Origin of the sequence: Geodermatophilus tzadiensis, assembly GCF_003002915.1 — a bacterium.
GTDB lineage: Bacteria > Actinomycetota > Actinomycetes > Mycobacteriales > Geodermatophilaceae > Geodermatophilus > Geodermatophilus tzadiensis.
Map to the genome: position 1 here is coordinate 107,450 of NZ_PVTG01000010.1, position 17,963 is coordinate 125,412.

Below are 17,963 nucleotides of genomic sequence, written 5' to 3' on the forward strand. Positions count from 1 at the left end.
CCCCACGTCCTGGGTCCCCAGGACGTGGGAAGAGCCTCCTATGCCTCGACCACGACGTCGTCGCCGCGGCGCAGTGCGCGGCGCACCCGCAGCCGGAGCACCTTGGCGTAGCCGCGGACGAACTGGGTGTAGCCCGGGGTCGGGCCGTGGTAGCCGAGGAAGCCGCGCGGGCCTGCGACCATCCGGCCGGTGCCGACGTCGTAGCGGGCCCCGTGCCAGGGGCAGACCAGGCAGCCGTCGGCGTCGATGCTGCCCTGGGACATGTCGGCCAGCTGGTGCCGGCAGCGCCGCGAGACGGCGAAGTACTCCCCGTCGCGGTTACCGACCGCCCAGTTGCCCGCCCGGCGCACCGCCCCTGAAGGCAGCTGGCTGGCGGGGATGCGGTCGTCGTCGCTCACGGGTCCTCCTCGTGCCGGATCTGGGCTGGGCTGTCCCCTACCCGGTCGTGCGCGTCCTACCCGGCCGGGCTGCCCGGGCCGCGTCCGCGACCTAGGGTCGGTCCCGTGCGCCGGCTGATGGGGGTCCTCGCCGTCGCGGCGGTGCTGCTGCTCGCGGGCGGCAGCCCGGCGCTGGCGGAGGCGCCGTTCCGCGTGCCGCAGGAGGTGACCGACCTCGTCGGCGTCCTCGGCGGGGACACCGGCCGGGTGCAGCAGGCGATCGACGAGCGGCAGGCCGAGGACGGCACCCAGGTGTTCGTCGTCTACGTGTCCTCCTTCGACGGGGTGGGGTCGGGGGAGTGGGCCCGGCAGACGGCGGGGGTGTCGGGCCTGGGCCGCACCGACGTGCTGCTCGCCGTGGCCGTGGACGACCGGCAGTACGGCTACTGGGTCGACGACGCCTTCCCGCAGAGCGACACCGAGATCGCCGACTTCCTCGCCCGCGGCGTCGAGCCGGAGCTGTCCGCCGCCGACTGGGCCGGCGCGGCGGTCGCCTTCGCCGGCGGGATCGGCGACGGGGCGGCGTCGTCCTCCTCGGGGTCCTCCGGGTCGGGCGCGACCACCGCCGCGGTCGTCGGGGGCATCGCCGTCCTCGGGGGCGGGGCGTACCTGGTGACCCGGTCGCGGCGCCGCCGGCGGGAGGCGCAGCCCCCTCCGACGCGGCGGCTGGAGCGGCCCGACCCGCACGCCGGCGTCCCCACCGAGGAGCTGCAGGGCCGGGCCAGCGCCGCCCTGCTCGAGCTCGACGAGGCGGTGAAGACCTCCCAGCTCGACCTGGACTTCGCGCGGCTGCAGTACGGAGAGGCCGCCGTCGCGGGGTTCGGCGAGGCGCTGGCGCAGTCGCGGCAGGAGCTCACCCGCGCCTTCACGCTGCGCCAGCAGCTCGACGACGAGGTGGCCGAGGACGAGCCGACCCGGCGCGCGCTGGTCACCGGGATCCTGCAGCTGACGCAGGCCGCCGACGAGCGGCTCGACGCGCAGGCCGAGGCCTTCGCCCAGCTGCGCGACCTCGAGCGCACCGCGCCGCAGGTGCTCGAGGGGCTCGCGCCGCGGATCACCGCGCTGCACGGCCGGCTGCCGCAGGACGAGGAGCGGATGGCGCGGTTGCAGCGCCGCTACGCCGCCTCGGCGCTGGCGCCGGTGGCCGGCAACCTCGACCAGGCCCGCGCGCGGCTGGCCGCCGCCGAGCAGGAGGTCGCCGAGGCCCGCGCCGCGCTGGACGCCGGCCGGCCGGGCGAGGCCGTGGGCGACCTGCGCGCCGCGGAGGACGCCCTCGCGCAGGTCGGCACGCTGCTCGACGCCGTCGGCCGGCTCGAGCGCGACCTGGAGGCGGCCGCCGCGCGCCTGCCCCAGGTCCGCGCCGAGACCGAGGAGGACCTCGCCGAGGCCCGGGCGCTGACCGCCGCCGGGGACGCCCGCGGGCTGCGGCCGCAGATCGCCCGCGCCGAGGCCGCGCTGTCCGCCGCGGACGAGGCGGGAGCCACCGGCGGGGGCGCGCTCCCCGACCCGCTGGCCGCGCTGCGCCGGCTGGAGGAGGCCGGCCTGGCGCTGGAGCAGGCGCTCACCGTGGCCCGCGACGCGCAGACCCGCGCCCGGCGGGCCGCGGCCGCGCTCGACCAGACGCTGCTGCGGGCCCGCTCGACCGTGGCCGCGGCGGCCGACTTCGTGGCCACCCGGCGCGGGGCGGTCGGCCCCGAGGCGCGCACCCGGCTCGCCGAGGCCCAGCGCCATCTCGCCGCCGCCGCGGGCACCGGCCGCGCCGACCCGGAGGGCGCGCTGCGCGAGGCCCAGCTGGCCGACCAGCTGGCCCAGCAGGCGCTGCAGCTCGCGCAGGACGACGTCGCCGCCTGGTCCAGCGGCTACGGCGGCGGCTACGGAGGCGGTGGCTACGGCGGAGGTGGCTACGGCGGAGGTGGCTACGGGCCCGGCTACGCGCCCGGCTACGGCGGCCGCGGGGGCGTGGACCTGGGCAGCCTCGTGCTCGGCGGCATCCTGGCCGGTGGCATGCGCGGCGGTCTCGGCGGTGGGCTCGGGGGAGGTCGGCCGAGGGGCGGCGGCTTCGGCGGCTCGGGTGGACGCGGCCGGTCGGGCGGGGGCGGCTTCGGCGGCTCAGGGGGCGGGCGCTCCGGCGGCGGCCGCTTCTGACGCGGGGTGGCCCGCCATGATCAGGGGACCTGATCGTGGCGCGTCCTCCCCGACCGTGCACCGTCGGGGAGGACGCGCTGCGGTGCGGTGGGACGCGCGTCCCGGACGCCGTGGGGACGGGTCTGGGAACTGTCGGCGCCGGGTGGGACGGTGCTCTCCCCGACACGAGGAGGCGACCATGCCCACCCGCGACACCCCCTGGCCCGACGGCACGCCCTGCTGGATCGACTACGGCGCCCCCGACGTCCCCGCGGCCAAGGCCTTCTACGGCGAGCTGCTCGGCTGGAACTGGACGGAGGACAGCCCGGAGTTCGGCGGCTACGTCAACGCGCTCAAGGACGGCCGGCAGGCCGCCGGCCTCGGTCCGCTGATGGAACCGGGTGCCTCACCCTCCTGGACGACGTACTTCGCCACGAGCGACGCGGCGGCCACCTGCGACCGCATCCGCGCCGCCGGGGGCACCGTCGTCGTCGAGCCGATGGAGGTCGGGCCGATGGGCACGATGGTCGTGGCCCGCGACCCGCAGGGCAACCAGTTCGGCCTGTGGCAGGCCGGCACCCACACCGGCGTGCAGGTCCACGGCGAGCCCGGCTCGCTGGTGTGGAACGACGCCGCGGTCGACGACCCCGCCGCCGCGCGCGACTTCTACGCCGCCGTCTTCGACTTCACCTACGAGGAGGTCCCCGGCGCCGAGGGCTACACCACCTTCGCGACCGGCGACCGGCCGCTCGGCGGTCTCGGCGGCACCAGCCCCGGGGCGCCGAAGGGGTGGGCGACCTGCTTCGGCGTCGCCTCCACCGACGACACCGTCGCCGCGGTCGAGGCCGCCGGCGGCAAGGTCATCATGGCCCCGATGGACACCAAGTTCGGCCGGTTCGCCGTGCTCACCGACCCGTGGGGCGCGGCCCTCACGGTGATGCAGGAACCGCCGGCGGCCTGAGCCGCGGCCCGGGCCGGCGCGCGGGGGACGCGCCGGCCCGGACCGGTCACCCGCGCAGCTGGCCGTAGGTGTGCGTGGGCGTGAACCGGACGACGAGCCGCCGGTCGGTGACCATCGCCCGCCGGTAGTCGTCCCAGTCCTCGTGCTCACCGGAGATCCCGCGGTAGTAGGCGACGAGCTCGTCGACCGTGGCGTCGTGCGGGTCGGCGGCCACCGGGGTCAGCTCGGCGGTGCCCTCGACGGCCACCCAGGACCAGAAGTCCGACGACGACACGTGCAGCGTCACCCGCGGGTCGGCCTGCAGGTTGCGCGTCTTGGCCCGGTCGGCGGTCACCGACACCCGGAACAGCCGCTGCGCCGCGTCGTAGGCGTAGCCGACGTTGGACAGCTGCGGGCGGCCGTCGCGCCTGACGGTGGCCAGCACCCCCCAGCGGTGCTCGGCGAGGAAGGCGAGGTGGCGGTCGTCGGCGGTCACCGGACCCGCCCCCGGGCCTTGAGCGGCACGGAGGGCAGGGCCGGGGCGAGCTGGCGGTCGCCCTCGTACCCCTCGACGGCGCCGAAGCGGGCGTCCTCGTCGTTCCACTGCTCGGCGTAGGTGACGATCTCCTCGCCCGAGCGGCCGACGAAGTTCCACCACATGACCAGCCGTTCCTCGAACGGCTCCCCGCCGAGCAGCAGCAGCGTCGTGGCCGCCTCGGTCCGGATCCGCACCGACCGGCGGCCGGTCCCGAGATAGACCATCGCGCCGTGGGCCAGCGGCGCGCCCTCCACGTCGGCCCCGCCGGAGGCGCCGAGCAGGGCGTGCTCGAAGTCCGGCTCCAGTGGCAGCTCGACGTCGGCGCCGGCGGCCAGGTCCAGGTCGACGCCGAGGATCGGCGTGTGCGCCGTCCCCGGCGACGTCGCCCCGCCGAACGCCCCCATCAGCACGGTGGCCCGGACGCCGTCGGAGTCGAAGCCCGGCAGCGCGGCGTGGTGCTCGAAGGCGGGCGCGGTGTCGCGCGCGGAGTCGGGCAGTGCCACCCACAGCTGGGCACCGTGCAGGTACCGGGGATGGGGCACCGGCGACTGCTCGGAGTGCGCGATGCCGTGCCCGGCGGTCATCAGCGCCAGCTCGCCGGGACCGAAGGTGACGTCGCTGCCGAGGGAGTCGCGGTGGTGCACGCGGCCCTGCAGCAGCCAGGACACCGTCTGCAGCCCGGTGTGCGGGTGCGGCGAGACCTGCATGCCCGGGCCGTCGGCGACGTCGTCGGGGCCGTAGTGGTCGACGAAGGCCCAGGCACCGACCATCCGCCGGCCGAGCGTCGGCAGCAGCCGGCGGACCACGGTGCCCTCGCCCAGCGGCACCTGTTGGCCGGGCAGCAGGTCGAGGGCGGGGCCCGCGGCCGTGTCGGCCAGGCCCCCGACCTCGCGCGGGGCGGGGCGGGGCTCCGTGTTGCTCATGAGGTGGGCCTCCAGAGGGCGCGACGGTTCATCGGGGTTCGGGCGCGTCCGGGCAGCGCAGCGCGCCCAGGTCCCACCCGGCACGGCGGGCGCCGGCGGCGTAGGCGCTCTCCAGGAAGTCCAGGACGGTGGCCCGCGGGTCGGGCGCCGTCCGCACGTCCTCGTAGGGCAGCAGGGCGAGGTGGGCGCCGCGGCTGTCGATCCACCGGGCGGCGGCCGGCCGCAGCGGCTCCTCGGCCAGGCCCGCCGGCTCGGGCGCGGTGTAGGAGTAGAACGCGGGCTCCGGGACGCGGTCGTCGCCGAACCAGAACCCCGCGCTGATCACCTCGTGCGAGTAGGCCTCGCGGGTGACCGGGTCGACGGCCGCCGGCTGCTCCACCCGGCGGTCGGAGAAGCGGGTGACGGCGAGGTCGAAGGTGTGCCAGAAGTGGTGCACCGGGCTGGTCTTGGCGTAGCTGCGGCCGGCGAACTCCTCGAGCACCTGCGCCACCTGGCCGAGCACCACCCAGTAGCGGGTCACCGCGGCGCGGTCGTAGGCGGCGTGCTGCTCGTCCTCGGCGAACGGCGTGCGGTCGGCCAGGTCGAACGGGACGGGCCGCTCGATCGTCGAGGGCAGGCCGAGCGCGGACAGGGTGGCGAGCAGCTGCCGGTAGAACGCCGCCACGCTCAGCCCGGGCAGCGGGAACGACGCCCGCCGCCCGTCGGCCACGGCCACCTCCAGCCGGTGGTCGACCAGGTCGAGGTCGACGGCGAACACGGGGTCGAGGCCCATCGGCCGGGTGGTCAGTCCGCGGCCGGTGAGGTGCAGGGGGACGTGCCACCAGTGGTTGCGCCGCGGGGCGTTGGCCAGCCGCAGCTTGCCGAGGACCTGCAGGAACCGGTGCAGCGTGTCCTTGGTGTCGGCCCACTCGGCCAGCGGGACGGGCGGGAAGACGGACACGGGGGCTCCTGGTGTCGGGTTCGGCTCGCGGCCAGCATGCAGCCCCCGGCGGCGGCGCGGAAGCCGCCACCGGGGGCTGCGCTCACTGCCCGGTCTCGCCGCGCACGGAGTCGTGCGGCACGCGGAGGGCGGGGACGCTGCCGAGCCGGCCGGCCCGGAAGTCGTCGAAGGCGTCGACGACCTCCTGCCGTGTGTTCATCACGAACGGCCCGTACATCGCGACCGGCTCGCGGATCGGCCGCCCGCCGAGGACGACGACGTCGAGGGCCGGGGTCCGCGACTCCTGGTGCACCGCGCCGCGCACGGTCACGGTGTCGCCGGGGCCGAGGACGGCGAGCTGGCCGGTGCGCACGGGTGCGGCGTCGATGCCGACCGAGCCGGCGCCGGAGAGCACGTAGACCAGCGCGTTGAACGAGGGGTCCCAGGGCAGGTCGAGCGTCGCGCCGGGCGAGACGGTGGCGTGCACCATCGCCATCGGCGTGTACGTCGAGCCCGGCCCGCGGTGCCCGGCGACGTCGCCGGCGATCACCCGCAGGAAGGCGCCGGCGTCCGCGCTGGCCAGCAGCACCGACGCGTCGGCGCGCAGGTCCTGGTAGCGCGGCTCCACCCACTTCTGCGCCCGCGGCAGGTTCACCCACAGCTGCAGGCCGTGGAACAGCCCGCCGCTGGCCACCAGGTGCTCCGGCGGCCGCTCGATGTGCAGCACGCCGCCGCCGGCGGTCATCCACTGCGTGTCGCCGTTGCTGATCGTGCCGCCGCCGCCGTGGGAGTCGGCGTGCTCGAAGGTGCCGTCGATGATGTAGGTGACGGTCTCGAAGCCGCGGTGCGGGTGCCAGGAGGTGCCCTTCGGCTCGCCCGGCGCGTACTCGACCTCGCCCATCTGGTCCATGTGCAGGAACGGGTCGAGGTCGCGCAGGTCGACGCCGGCGAAGGCGCGGCGCACCGGGAAGCCCTCGCCCTCGAAGCCCGACGGCGCGGTGGTCACCGAGCGGGTGCGGCGCCGGACGGTGCGCGGCGCCGGGAGCGGCACGCGGGGGAGGGTGGTGGTGTCCTCGACGGTCACGGCGGGCATGGCCGGCCTCCTCGGTTGAGAGCTCAACTAGTGCCGACCGTAGCACCGGACGGGCCCGTCGTGTTCCCGCGCCCGGGTGGTCCGGTCAGGAGGCGCGGTCGGCCAGGTCGTCGAGGTCGTCGAGGTCGTCGTCCACGGCGGCCGGCGGCCCGTGCTCGGCGATGAGCGCGAGGTTGGCGACCTCGGCGTCGTCGAGGTGGACGGCGTCGAGCGGGTCGGTGGTGTCGAGCATGCGCGTCTCGTGCCCGCGGCCGACGACGAGCACGACGTCGGCCCGGCCGGCGGCGCGGACCGCGGCGAGGATGGCCGCCCGCCGGTCGGGGACCGTGCGCACCGCCGCGGCCGCGCCCAGCAGGCCGACCCGGAGCTCGGCCATGATCGCCCCCGGGTCCTCGCCGTGGCTGCCCTCGTTGGTCAGCCACACCACGTCGGCCGCGCGGGCCGACCCGCCCAGGCCCTGCCGCTTGTAGCGGTCCCGCCGGCCGCGGGCGCCGAGCACCAGGTGCACGCGGCCACCGGGCCGGCACAGGTCGCGCGCCGTGCCGATCGCGGCGGCCAGGGCCTGCGGGGTGTGCGCGTAGTCCACGACGACCAGCGGCCGCGTGCCCCCGCCGAGCACCGTGTTGCGCCCCCGGGGTGGCGCCACCGCGGCCAGCCCGGCGGCGATCCGCGGCGCGGGCACCCCGAGCGCGCGGCCGGTGGCCCACGCGGCGGCCAGGTTGGTCACGTGCACCCGGCCCACCAGCGGGCTGCGCACCCGGTGCCCGCCGGTGTCGTCGGCCAGCAGGACCTCGGTGCCCCCGGCGCCGGTGCGCCACCCGAGCACCCGGACGTCGGCGTCCTCGGCCGAGCCCACCCGCGTCACCGGCACCGGCGCCTGGTCGGCCAGCCGGCGCCCCCACGCGTCGTCGACGACGACCACGCCGGCCGCGGACCGGTCCCGCTCGAACAGCCGCGCCTTGCTGGCCCAGTACTGCTCGACGGTGCCGTGGTGGTCGAGGTGGTCCTCCTCGAAGCCGGTGAAGACGGCGACGTCGAAGGCCAGCGCGTCGATGCGGCCCATGTCGAGCGCGATCGACGAGGCCTCCACCACGGCCCGCCGGGCGCCGGCGTCGACCATCCAGCGCAGCAGCTCGTGCAGCTCGGGGGCCTCGGGCGTGGTGAGCGACGTCCCGCGCGAGCGCCCGCCGACCGTGGCGCCCAGGGTGCTGACCACCCCGGTGCACGCGCCCGCCGCCTCGAGCACGCCGCGCACAAGCGTGCTCGTCGTCGTCTTGCCGTTGCTGCCGGTGACCCCGACCAGCCGCAGCGCCCGGGCCGGGTCGCCGGCGAGCAGGGCGCCGAGCGGGCCGAGCTGCGCGCGCACCGACGGGACCCGCAGCTGGGGGACCGCCGACCCGACCGGCCGGTCGACCAGCAGCGCGGCCGCGCCGGCCCGCGCGGCCGCCGCGGCGTGGCGGTGCCCGTCGCTGGCGGCGCCGCGGACGCAGGCGAACAGCGAGCCGGGGACGACGCGGCGCGAGTCGGTCACCAGGCCGCGGACGGTCAGGCCGGCGTCGCCGCCGGTGCGCGTGACGGGGCCGCCGGAGACGGCGCGGGCCCGGCGTTCCACCTCCGACCAGGGGACCGTGGGGAGCACCCGGCCGACGCTAGGTGCGCCCGGGGCACCCCGCAGATCGGGAGGGTGCGATCCGGTGGCGCGCCGCCGGTCCCCCGTCCGGGGTCACGAGCTGGTCACTCACCGCAGCAGGCGGGCGACGCCGGTCGGGCCCGCGTCGGTCTCCTCGGCCGGGAGCACCTCGGTGCGCTCGGCCAGCCGGGGCCGCCACACCGCGGGTGCGGACGCCAGCCAGCCGGCGCCGGCGTCGGTGAGCCGGCCGTCGGACCGCAGCGGCGCCCACCCGCGCAGGAAGCGCAGCCCCTCGGCGGCGGTGACCAGCGTCCGGGCCACCCCGCGGCGGCGGTACACCGGCGCGACGGTCACCGCGTCGACCAGCCCGGACCGGGTCCACCAGCGGACCTCCCCGATCCGGTCGGCCGGGCGGACACCGGCGGCGGCCAGCTCGTGCGGGCCGACCAGCGCACCGGGGGCGAACGCCGGGCCGCGGTAGGCCAGCAGCGACGTCGCGGGCAGGGCGCTCGAGGCGTGGTGCAGCTCGGCGAACCACATCGGCGGGCACCGGTCCGCCAGCTCCTCGGCCACCTCGATCCGGGTCACCCGGCCGTCGGCGGCGCGGTGGCGGACGTCGACCACCCACCCGGCGGGGCGGCGGCCGCGGGCGTCGACGGCGGTCATGTCCACCGGGGTCCCGTCGGGGAAGCGGTCGGAGTTCACCGCGACGAGCGAGTACTCGACCGGGCCGGGGCCGCGGCGCAGCAGCCGCGCCCACCACAGCGTCTCCGTCGGCGGGACGTCGGCGGGCAGCGGCGGGACCGCACGCAGGCGGGGGCCGGCCGGCGCCGGGTACGTCGTGTCGTGGGCCGCTGCCGTCGTGCTCATGTCGTCCTCCGTTGTCCGCGTCCCGTGGTCCCGGGACCGTGCCGGGACCGACTCTCCGGACCGCACTTGCGGTGCCCTTGCGGTCCGCTAGCGCCGTCCGCGGGAGACGGCCCCGCCGCCTGACCGAGGCGGCAGGGGCGCCGGTGATACTGGGGACCCTCATGACCCTTCCGACCCTCACGACCCGGACCCGACGGTGAGCGCCCCGCTGAACCTGCTCAACCTCGAGCGGGTCACCAAGGCCCACGGCACCACCGTGCTGCTCGACGACGTCTCCCTCGGCGTCGCGGCCGGCGAGCGGATCGGCGTCGTCGGCCGCAACGGCAGCGGCAAGTCCACGCTGCTCGGCGTCCTGACCGGTGCGGAGGAGCCCGACAGCGGCCGGGTCACCCAGCGCGGCGACCTCGCCGTCGGCGTCCTCGACCAGTCCGGCACGCTGCCGCCCGGCGCGACCGTCCGCGACGTCGTCCTGCCCGCCAGCCTCTTCGCCGCGGAGCACGAGTGGGCCGCCGACCCGGCCGTCCGCAGCGTGCTGAGCGGCCTGGAGCTCGACCGGCTGGGCCTCGACAGCCCCGTGGCGCCCATGTCGGGCGGTGAGCGGCGCCGGGTGGCGCTGGCCGCGCAGCTGATCCGGCCGCTGGACCTGCTCGTCCTCGACGAGCCCACCAACCACCTCGACGTCGAGGGCGTCGCCTGGCTCGCCGACTTCGTCAAGCGGCGGGTCGGCGCGCTCGTCGTCGTCACCCACGACCGGTGGTTCCTCGACGAGGTGTGCACGCAGACCTGGGAGGTCGCCGGCGGCGCGGTGCACGCCTACGAGGGCGGCTACGCGGCCTACACGCTCGCCCGCGCGGAGCGGGCGCGGGTGGCCGCGGTACAGGAACAACGGCGGATGGACCTGGTGCGCAAGGAGCTGGCCTGGCTGCGCCGCGGCCCGCCGGCGCGCACCAGCAAGCCGCGCTTCCGCATCGAGGCGGCCGAGGCGCTCATCGCCGACGAGCCGCCGCCGCGCGAGACGATGGCGCTCAAGGGCTTCGCCGCCCGCCGGCTCGGCCGGACGGTCTACGACGTCGAGGACGTCGGCTACGCGGTGCCCACCGACACCGGCCCGCGGATCCTCTTCGACGACCTCACCTGGCACGTCGGTCCCGGTGACCGCATCGGCGTCGTCGGGGTCAACGGCGCGGGCAAGACCTCGCTGCTGCGGCTGCTGGTCGGCGAGGCCGAGCCCGACCGCGGCCGGGTGGTGCGCGGGCAGACGGTGGCACCGGCGTACCTGTCGCAGCACGTGACCGAGCTGCCGGCGCGGCTGCGGGTGCTCGAGGCGGTGCAGGAGATCGCCCGGATCGCGCGCATCGGCGGGCAGGAGATCTCGGCGTCGTCCCTGGCCGAGCGGTTCGGCTTCCCGGCGTCGCGGCAGTGGACGCCGGTCGGCGACCTCTCCGGCGGCGAGCGTCGGCGGCTGCAGCTGCTGCGGCTGCTCATGGCCGAGCCCAACGTGCTGCTGCTCGACGAGCCGACCAACGACCTCGACATCGACACCCTCACCCAGCTCGAGGACCTGCTCGACTCCTTCCCCGGCACGGTGCTGGTGGTCAGCCACGACCGGTACTTCGTCGACCGGGTGTGCGACTCGGTGGTGGCGCTCATGGGCGACGGCTCGCTGGCCGCGCTGCCCGGCGGGGTGGAGGAGTACCTCGCCCGCCGGGCCGCGGGTGAGGCCGCGCTGCCGTCGGCGGCTGCCGGGCCGGCCCCGGCCGCGGCGCCCGCGCCCGCCGGGCCCTCGGCCGCCGAGGTGCGGGCCGCCCGCAAGGAGGCCGCCCGGCTGGAGCGCCGGCTGGAGAGGCTCGGCGCCGAGGAGGAGCGGCTGCACGCCGACCTCGCCGCCGCGGCCACCGACCACGCGCGGGTGCTCGAGCTCGACGGCCGGCTGCGGGAGCTGCTCGCCGAGAAGGAGCAGGTCGAGACCGACTGGCTGGCCGCCGCGGAGCTCGCCGAGGGCTGACCCCCGGGTCCTGGCTCGGCCGCCCGGTCGCGCAGGCCGACGGGAGCGGCCCGGTCGCGCCCGACCGGTAGGCTGGGGGCACCGCCGGCCGTCGTCGACCGACGTCTGTGGTCCCCGAGCCGCCCATCGACTCCCGGGAGACCCGTGATCGCACTGCTGACCCTCTACCTGCTGGCCGCGCTGCTGGCACCCCTCGTCGTGCGGTGGTGGGGCAGGCAGGCCTTCCTCGTCCTGGCGCTGGTGCCCGGCGCCGGCTTCGTGTGGACGCTGCTGCAGCTGGGCTCGGTCCTCGCCGGGGACGACGTCCGCGAGACGGTGCCGTGGGTCCCCGCCCTCCAACTGGAGGTGGCGCTGCGGCTCGACGCCCTGGCCCTGACGTTCGCCGCGTTCGTCACCGGCGTCGGGGCGCTGGTGCTCGTCTACTGCGCCCGCTACTTCTCCCCGGACGACGAGGGCACCGGCCGGTTCGCCGGCTGTCTCACCGCGTTCGCGGGCTCCATGCTCGGCCTCGTCCTGGCCGACGACCTGCTGCTCCTCTACGTGTTCTGGGAGCTCACGACCGTCTTCTCCTTCCTGCTGATCGGCGGGTCGGGACGGCGGCTGGCGGCGCGGCGGGCGGCGTCGCAGGCGCTGGTCCTGACCACCGCGGGCGGGCTGGCGATGCTGGTCGGGCTGATCCTGATCGGCCAGGCCAGCGGCTCCTTCCTCCTGTCGGAGGTCGTCGCCGACCCCGGCAGCGGCACCGCCGTGGTGTGGGGCGCGGTGCTGGTCCTGGCCGGGGCGGTGACCAAGTCCGCGCTGGTCCCCTTCCACTTCTGGCTGCCCGCGGCCATGGAGGCGCCCACCCCGGTCAGCGCCTACCTGCACGCCGCGGCGATGGTGAAGGCCGGCGTCTACGTGGTCGCCCGCCTGGCCCCCGGGCTCGCCGACGTCCCCGGCTGGCGGCCGCTCGTGCTGGGTCTCGGCGTGGCGACCATGCTCGTCGGCGGCTACCGCTCGCTGCGGCAGAGGGACCTCAAGCTGCTGCTGGCCTTCGGCACGGTCAGCCAGCTGGGCTTCCTCGTCACGCTGGTCGGCGCCGGCAGCCACGAGCTGGCCGCGGCGGGGCTGGTCATGACGCTCGCGCACGCGCTGTTCAAGTCCACGCTGTTCCTCACCGTCGGCGTCATCGACCACGCCACCGGCACCCGCGACCTGACCCGGCTGTCGGGCCTGGGCCGGCGGCTGCCGGTGCTGGCCGTCGCCGCCACCGCCGCCGCGGCGTCCATGGCCGGCCTGCCGCCGTTGCTGGGCTTCGTCGGCAAGGAGGCGGCGTTCACCGCGCTGCTCGACGGCGGGCTGCCCGACCGCACCGCCGCCCTCACCGTCCTGGCCGGGCTGGTGGCCGGCTCGGTGCTCACCGCCGCCTACACCGCCCGCTTCGTGTGGGGCGCCTTCGCCCGCAAGCCCGGCGCCGCGGACACCGACGTCGGGCACGCGCCCGATCCGCTGTTCGTGGCCGCGCCCGTGGTCCTCGCGCTGACCGGGCTGGTCCTCGGGCCGGCCAGCCCTCTGCTCGACGGGCTGGTCGCCGCCTACGCCGGGACGCTGCCGCTGCTCGCCCCCGAGGCGGAGCACCTGGCCCTGTGGCACGGGTGGCAGCCGGCGCTGGCGCTCTCCGCGCTCACCGTCGCCGGAGGCGCGGTCCTGTTCGCCCTCCGCGCGCCGGTGCTGCGGCTGCAGAAGCGGTTCGCCGTCGGCGCCTCGGCCGACGAGGGGTACTGGAACGTCCTGCAGGGCGTCGACCGGCTCTCCGTGCTGGTCACCGGCACCACGCAGCGCGGGTCGCTGCCGGCCTACCTGGGCACCATCCTGGTCGCGGTGCTGGCGCTGCCCGGGGTGCTGCTGCTGACCCGCGCGCCCTGGCCGGGGGAGTGGCGGGCCTGGGACACCCCGGTGCAGGCGGTCGTCGGTGTCGTCGTCGTGACAGCTGCCGCGCTCACCCTCCGGATCCGCCAGCGGCTGTCGGCGGTGCTGGTCGTGGGCGTCACCGGGTACGGCATCGCCGTCGTCTTCGCGCTGCAGGGCGCCCCGGACCTGGCGCTCACCCAGTTCCTCGTCGAGACGCTCACCCTCGTGGTCTTCGTCCTGGTGCTGCGCAAGCTGCCCAAGGACATCACCGAGCGGCACCGGCCGCGCGAGCGCGCCGTCCGCGGCGTGATCGCCGTGGCCGTGGGGGCGTTCATGGCGGCGGTCGGGGCGGTCGCGCTGTCGTCCCGCACCGCGACGCCGGTGTCGGAGGACTACCCCGGGCCCGCGTACGACTTCGGCGGCGGCAACAACGTCGTCAACGTCACGCTGGTCGACATCCGCGCGTGGGACACCCTCGGGGAGGTCTCCCTCCTGGTCGTCGCCGCCACCGGCGTGGCCAGCCTGGTGTTCCTGCGCCGCCGCACCGGCGGGGTGGACCGGGCACCCCGCACCGAGCTCGTGCAGGAGCGCGAGCGCGCCCGCCGGGCGCCGCGCGACCGCTGGCTGGCCGCCACCGCGACGCTCGACCCGGCCCGCCGCTCGGTGGTGCTGGAGGTCGTGACCCGGCTGCTGTTCCACACGATCACGGTCTTCTCGCTGTACCTGCTGTTCTCCGGGCACAACGAGCCCGGCGGCGGCTTCGCCGGCGGCCTGGTGGCCGGCCTCGCCCTGGTGCTGCGCTACCTGGCCGGCGGGCGCTACGAGCTGGGGGAGGCGGCGCCGGTCGCCCCGGGCCTGCTGCTGGGCAGCGGACTGCTGTTCGCCGGCGGCACCGGGATCGTCGGCCTGGCGCTGGGTGCGGGGGTCCTGCAGACGGCGATCCTGCAGGCCACGGTGCCGGTGCTCGGCGACGTCAAGCTGGTGACCTCGCTGTTCTTCGACATCGGCGTCTACCTCATCGTCGTCGGGCTGGTGCTCGACGTGCTGCGCAGCCTCGGGGCGGAGCTCGACCGCCAGGAGGACCAGGAGGACCCCGTCGAGCTCGACCCCGGGGAGATGGTCCTCCGATGACCCCCACGATCGTGCTGCCGCTGATGATCGGCGGCCTCTACGCGGCAGGGGTCTACCTGCTGCTCGACCGCAGCCTCACCCGCGTGCTGCTGGGCTTCCTGCTGCTGGGCAACGCGACGAACCTGCTGCTGCTGTCCGGCGGCGGGCCCGCGGGCCTGGCGCCGATCCTCGGCTACTCCGACGCCGAGGAGATCAACGACCCGCTGCCGCAGGCGCTGATCCTCACCGCGATCGTCATCACCTTCGGCGTCGCGGCGTTCGTGCTGGCGATGATCCACCGCTCCTGGCGGCTGGTGCGCGAGGAGGTCGTGGGCACCGACGAGGAGGACCGCCGCGTCGCCGCCCGGCGCGCTCCCGACGCCGACGAGCTCGACCCGGACGACCTCGCCCCCGACGACCGCATCGCCGGGCACGCCGACAGCCTGGCCGGGGACGCCGAGGAGCTGGCCGACGACGTCGACCTGCCCGCGGGGAGCGCCGGCCGGTGATCGAGGTCCTCGCCCCCCTGCCGGTGCTGCTCCCGCTGCTGGGGGCCGCCGGCGCCCTGCTGGTCAGCGGGCACCCGACGTTCCAGCGCACGCTGAGCACGGCGGTGCTCGCGGCGGTGCTCACCGTCTCGGTGGCGCTGCTGTTCATCGCCGACGCGGAGGGCGCGGGCTCGGTCTCCGTCGGCGGCTGGCCGGTGCCGCTGGGCATCGTGCTGGTCGTCGACCGGCTCTCGGCGCTGATGCTGGTGGTCGCCTCCACCGTGGCGCTCGGCGTCCTCGTCTTCGCCGTGGGCCAGGGGTCGGCCGACGGGGACGAGGGCACGCCCGTGTCGATCTTCCACCCGACGTTCCTGGTGCTGGTCGCGGGCGTGAGCAACGCCTTCCTCGCCGGCGACCTGTTCAACCTCTACGTCGGCTTCGAGATCCTGCTCATGGCGTCCTACGTGCTGCTCACCCTGGGCGGGACGGCGGCGCGCATCCGCGGCGGCATCACCTACGTCGTGGTCAGCCTGACCAGCTCGCTGGTGTTCCTCGCCGGGATCGCGCTGGTGTACGCCGCGACCGGCACGGTGAACATGGCGCAGCTCGCCGTGCGGCTGGGCGAGCTGCCCGAGGGCACCCAGGTCCTGCTGCAGTCGATGCTGCTCATCGCCTTCGGCATCAAGGCCGCCGTGTTCCCGCTCTCGGCCTGGCTGCCCGACAGCTACCCGACCGCACCCGCCCCGGTCACCGCGGTCTTCGCCGGCCTGCTCACCAAGGTTGGCGTCTACGCCATCATCCGCACCCAGACCCTGCTGTTCCCCGACGGGGCCCTCGACGACCTGCTCATGTGGGCGGCGCTGGCCACGATGCTGATCGGCATCCTCGGCGCGGTCGCGCAGAGCGACCTGCGCCGGATGCTGTCGTTCACCCTGGTCAGCCACATCGGCTACATGGTGTTCGGCATCGCCCTCGGGACGGCGGCCGGGCTGGCCGGCGCGGTCTTCTACGTCGCCCACCACATCGCCATCCAGACGACGCTGTTCCTGGTCGCGGGGCTGGTCGAGCGCCAGGGCGGGACGACGTCGGTGCACCGGCTCGGCGGCCTGGCGCGGCGCTCCCCGCTGCTGGCCGTGCTGTTCTTCGTGCCGGCGATGAACCTCGCCGGCATCCCGCCGCTGTCGGGCTTCATCGGCAAGCTCGGCCTGTTGCAGGCCGGGGTCGCCGAGGGCAGCGTGCTGGCCTTCGCGCTGGTCGGCGGCGGCGTGGTCACCAGCCTGCTCACCCTGCTCGCCGTCGCCCGCGTGTGGACCCGCGCCTTCTGGCGGCCGCCGAGCCAGTCGCCGGCCGACGACACCGCCGCCGCCGCGGCGATGGACGCCGGGCCGAGCCGGCCGGGGAGCGACGGCGGGGAGTCCCCGGACGGCCGGCCGCGCACCGCGCTGCAGGACGCCTGGCGCCGGCACACGGCCGTGGCGACGGCGTCCCAGCCCGACCTGCCGCCCGCGGCGGGGGCGGTCCGGGCACTGCGCCCGCTGCCCCGGACGATGGTGGGGGCCACGGCCGCGCTGGTCGCGCTCACCGTCGCCCTCACCGGCCTGGCCGGTCCGCTGTACGGGCTGACCGACCGGGCCGCGACCGACCTGCTCGACCGCACGCCCTACCTCACCTCGGTGTTCGGGACGGAGGACATCCCGTGACCGTCGAGCCCGCGGCGACCCGGTTGCGCCACCAGGTCCCGCTGGTGGTCTGGCTCGTGCTGGTCTGGATGCTGCTCTGGGGCACCTGGTCGTGGGCGAACCTGCTCTCCGGCCTGCTCGTGGCGCTGACCGTGCTCATCCTGCTGCCGCTGCCGCACGTGATCGACGGCACCCGGGTGCGGCCGGTCCCGCTGCTGGTCTTCCTCGGCCACTTCGTCGTCGACCTGTTCACGTCCGGGGCCGAGGTCGCCTGGCAGGCCCTGCGCCCGGGTGGCGTGCACCGGACGGCGATCGTGCAGGTGCAGCTGCGCGCCGACTCGGACCTGCTGCTGACGCTGGTCGCCGAGGCGACCTCGCTCGTGCCGGGCTCCCTGGTGCTCGACCTGGACCGGGAGCACCGGGTGATCACGCTGCACCTGCTGCCCGTCCGCGACCTCGCGGACGTGGAGCGGAAGAAGGCCCACGTGCTGGTGGTGGAGCGGCGCCTGGTCCGGGCGTTCGGGTCGGCCGCGGACGTCGCCGCCCTCGAGGGGACCCGCAGAGAGGGGGTGCCGGCGCCGTGACGATCGTGGAGTCCGCGCTGTACGCGCTCATCGGCGGCGGGGCGCTGCTGTCCCTGGTCCGGCTGGCGCGGGGGCCCTCGCTGCTGGACCGGGTCGTCGCGACCGACACGCTGCTGGTCATCATCGCGGCCGGGCTGGCGGTGCACGCCGCGCTCGTGCAGGACCCCACCCTGCTGCCGGTGCTGGTCGTCGTGGCGCTGCTGGCCTTCGTCGGGTCGGTCTCCGTGGCCCGCTACGTCGGCGGGATGCTGCTGCGCTCGCGCACCGGGGACGGCCGGGACGTCGGCCTGCCGGTCGCGGCCGAGGAACGGGAGGCCTCGTCGTGACGGCGCTCGCCGACGTCGTGGCGTTCGCGTGCCTGCTGGCCGGCGCCGCGCTCTGCCTCACCGCGGGGCTGGGTCTGGTGCGCTTCCCCGACGTGCTGTCGCGGATGCACGCCGGCACCAAGCCGCAGGTGCTCGGCGTCCTGCTGGTCATGGTGGGTGCCGCCATCCGGCTGGACGGCTGGGCGAACGCCTGGATGCTGCTGCTCGTGGCGGCCTTCCAGATGCTGACCGCCCCGGTGAGCGCACACCTGATCAGCCGGGTGGCCTACCGCCGCCGCCACGTGCGCCGGGACCTGCTGCTGGTCGACGAGTTCGCCGGCACCGGCCACCAGGACCGGGTCTACGAGGGCGACGAGCCCGGCGACGCGCCGCCCGAGAACCCCGCGGTCCGGCCGGGCGGCTGAACC

Annotated in this window: 16 protein-coding genes; 9 read left to right on the plus strand and 7 right to left on the minus strand. The window is 76.4% G+C overall.

Features of this window, described 5'->3' with window-relative positions; genetic code table 11:
* Positions 1 to 38: 38 nt before the first annotated feature.
* The gene (locus tag LY71_RS13940; RefSeq protein WP_106278502.1) at positions 39 to 398 is read right to left on the minus strand and encodes a Rieske (2Fe-2S) protein; all 360 of its coding nucleotides are present in this window, start codon (positions 396 to 398) and stop codon (positions 39 to 41) included.
* A gap of 105 nt (positions 399 to 503) precedes the next feature.
* Between LY71_RS13940 and LY71_RS13945 the strand changes: the two genes are divergently transcribed.
* Both LY71_RS13945 and LY71_RS13950 read left to right on the plus strand, forming a co-directional pair.
* A complete protein-coding gene (locus LY71_RS13945; RefSeq protein WP_106278504.1) occupies positions 504 to 2,582 on the plus strand; it encodes a TPM domain-containing protein in 2,079 nt (692 codons plus the stop codon).
* A gap of 178 nt (positions 2,583 to 2,760) precedes the next feature.
* On the plus strand, positions 2,761 to 3,522 hold the full coding sequence (locus LY71_RS13950) for a VOC family protein (protein ID WP_106278506.1): 762 nt from the start codon (positions 2,761 to 2,763) through the stop codon (positions 3,520 to 3,522).
* 46 nt (positions 3,523 to 3,568) lie between these two features.
* Here LY71_RS13950 and LY71_RS13955 read toward each other — a convergent pair whose 3' ends face one another.
* From LY71_RS13955 to LY71_RS13980, 6 genes are all read right to left on the minus strand, one after another.
* Entirely contained in the window at positions 3,569 to 3,997 is a 429-nt protein-coding gene (locus tag LY71_RS13955; protein ID WP_106278508.1) for a PPOX class F420-dependent oxidoreductase, read from the minus strand.
* Positions 3,994 to 4,962 carry a pirin family protein gene (locus tag LY71_RS13960; RefSeq protein ID WP_106278510.1) on the minus strand — a complete coding sequence of 323 codons (969 nt, stop codon included), beginning with the start codon at positions 4,960 to 4,962 and terminating at the stop codon, positions 3,994 to 3,996. Before LY71_RS13960 ends, LY71_RS13955 begins: the two co-directional genes overlap by 4 nt.
* A 28-nt stretch (positions 4,963 to 4,990) precedes the next feature.
* Positions 4,991 to 5,902 (minus strand): DUF5996 family protein, encoded by a 912-nt coding sequence (locus LY71_RS13965; protein ID WP_106278512.1) that lies wholly within the window; start codon positions 5,900 to 5,902, stop codon positions 4,991 to 4,993.
* 82 nt (positions 5,903 to 5,984) lie between these two features.
* The gene (locus tag LY71_RS13970) at positions 5,985 to 6,974 is read right to left on the minus strand and encodes a pirin family protein (protein WP_106278514.1); all 990 of its coding nucleotides are present in this window, start codon (positions 6,972 to 6,974) and stop codon (positions 5,985 to 5,987) included.
* A gap of 85 nt (positions 6,975 to 7,059) precedes the next feature.
* The gene (locus tag LY71_RS13975) at positions 7,060 to 8,613 is read right to left on the minus strand and encodes a Mur ligase family protein (RefSeq protein WP_106278516.1); all 1,554 of its coding nucleotides are present in this window, start codon (positions 8,611 to 8,613) and stop codon (positions 7,060 to 7,062) included.
* Positions 8,614 to 8,712: 99 nt separating this feature from the next.
* Entirely contained in the window at positions 8,713 to 9,474 is a 762-nt protein-coding gene (locus LY71_RS13980; RefSeq protein ID WP_106278518.1) for a hypothetical protein, read from the minus strand.
* A 196-nt stretch (positions 9,475 to 9,670) separates the two neighbouring features.
* Between LY71_RS13980 and LY71_RS13985 the strand changes: the two genes are divergently transcribed.
* From LY71_RS13985 to mnhG, 7 genes are all read left to right on the plus strand, one after another.
* On the plus strand, positions 9,671 to 11,479 hold the full coding sequence (locus LY71_RS13985; protein ID WP_106278521.1) for an ABC-F family ATP-binding cassette domain-containing protein: 1,809 nt from the start codon (positions 9,671 to 9,673) through the stop codon (positions 11,477 to 11,479).
* Positions 11,480 to 11,623: 144 nt separating this feature from the next.
* Positions 11,624 to 14,500 carry a Na+/H+ antiporter subunit A gene (locus tag LY71_RS13990; protein ID WP_106278523.1) on the plus strand — a complete coding sequence of 959 codons (2,877 nt, stop codon included), beginning with the start codon at positions 11,624 to 11,626 and terminating at the stop codon, positions 14,498 to 14,500.
* On the plus strand, positions 14,497 to 14,988 hold the full coding sequence (locus LY71_RS13995; protein ID WP_106278525.1) for a Na(+)/H(+) antiporter subunit C: 492 nt from the start codon (positions 14,497 to 14,499) through the stop codon (positions 14,986 to 14,988). Before LY71_RS13990 ends, LY71_RS13995 begins: the two co-directional genes overlap by 4 nt.
* Positions 14,985 to 16,667, plus strand: a complete 1,683-nt coding sequence (locus tag LY71_RS14000; RefSeq protein WP_106278527.1) for a Na+/H+ antiporter subunit D — start codon at positions 14,985 to 14,987, stop codon at positions 16,665 to 16,667. The genes LY71_RS13995 and LY71_RS14000 overlap by 4 nt, the downstream gene beginning before the upstream one ends.
* Entirely contained in the window at positions 16,664 to 17,230 is a 567-nt protein-coding gene (locus LY71_RS14005) for a Na+/H+ antiporter subunit E (protein ID WP_106278529.1), read from the plus strand. The genes LY71_RS14000 and LY71_RS14005 overlap by 4 nt, the downstream gene beginning before the upstream one ends.
* Positions 17,227 to 17,556, plus strand: a complete 330-nt coding sequence (locus LY71_RS14010) for an MrpF/PhaF family protein (RefSeq protein WP_106278531.1) — start codon at positions 17,227 to 17,229, stop codon at positions 17,554 to 17,556. Before LY71_RS14005 ends, LY71_RS14010 begins: the two co-directional genes overlap by 4 nt.
* Positions 17,553 to 17,960, plus strand: a complete 408-nt coding sequence (mnhG, locus tag LY71_RS14015) for a monovalent cation/H(+) antiporter subunit G (protein WP_106278533.1) — start codon at positions 17,553 to 17,555, stop codon at positions 17,958 to 17,960. The genes LY71_RS14010 and mnhG overlap by 4 nt, the downstream gene beginning before the upstream one ends.
* Positions 17,961 to 17,963: the final 3 nt, after the last annotated feature.

What these genes read in the sequence shown, in the direction of transcription:
- LY71_RS13950 (WP_106278506.1), top strand. Translation starts at nt 2,761, where the DNA reads ATGCCCACCCGCGACACCCCCTGGCCCGACGGCACGCCCTGCTGGATC.
- LY71_RS13960 (WP_106278510.1), bottom strand. Translation starts at nt 4,962, where the DNA reads ATGAGCAACACGGAGCCCCGCCCCGCCCCGCGCGAGGTCGGGGGCCTG.
- LY71_RS13970 (WP_106278514.1), bottom strand. Translation starts at nt 6,974, where the DNA reads ATGCCCGCCGTGACCGTCGAGGACACCACCACCCTCCCCCGCGTGCCG.
- LY71_RS13980 (WP_106278518.1), bottom strand. Translation starts at nt 9,474, where the DNA reads ATGAGCACGACGGCAGCGGCCCACGACACGACGTACCCGGCGCCGGCC.
- LY71_RS13995 (WP_106278525.1), top strand. Translation starts at nt 14,497, where the DNA reads ATGACCCCCACGATCGTGCTGCCGCTGATGATCGGCGGCCTCTACGCG.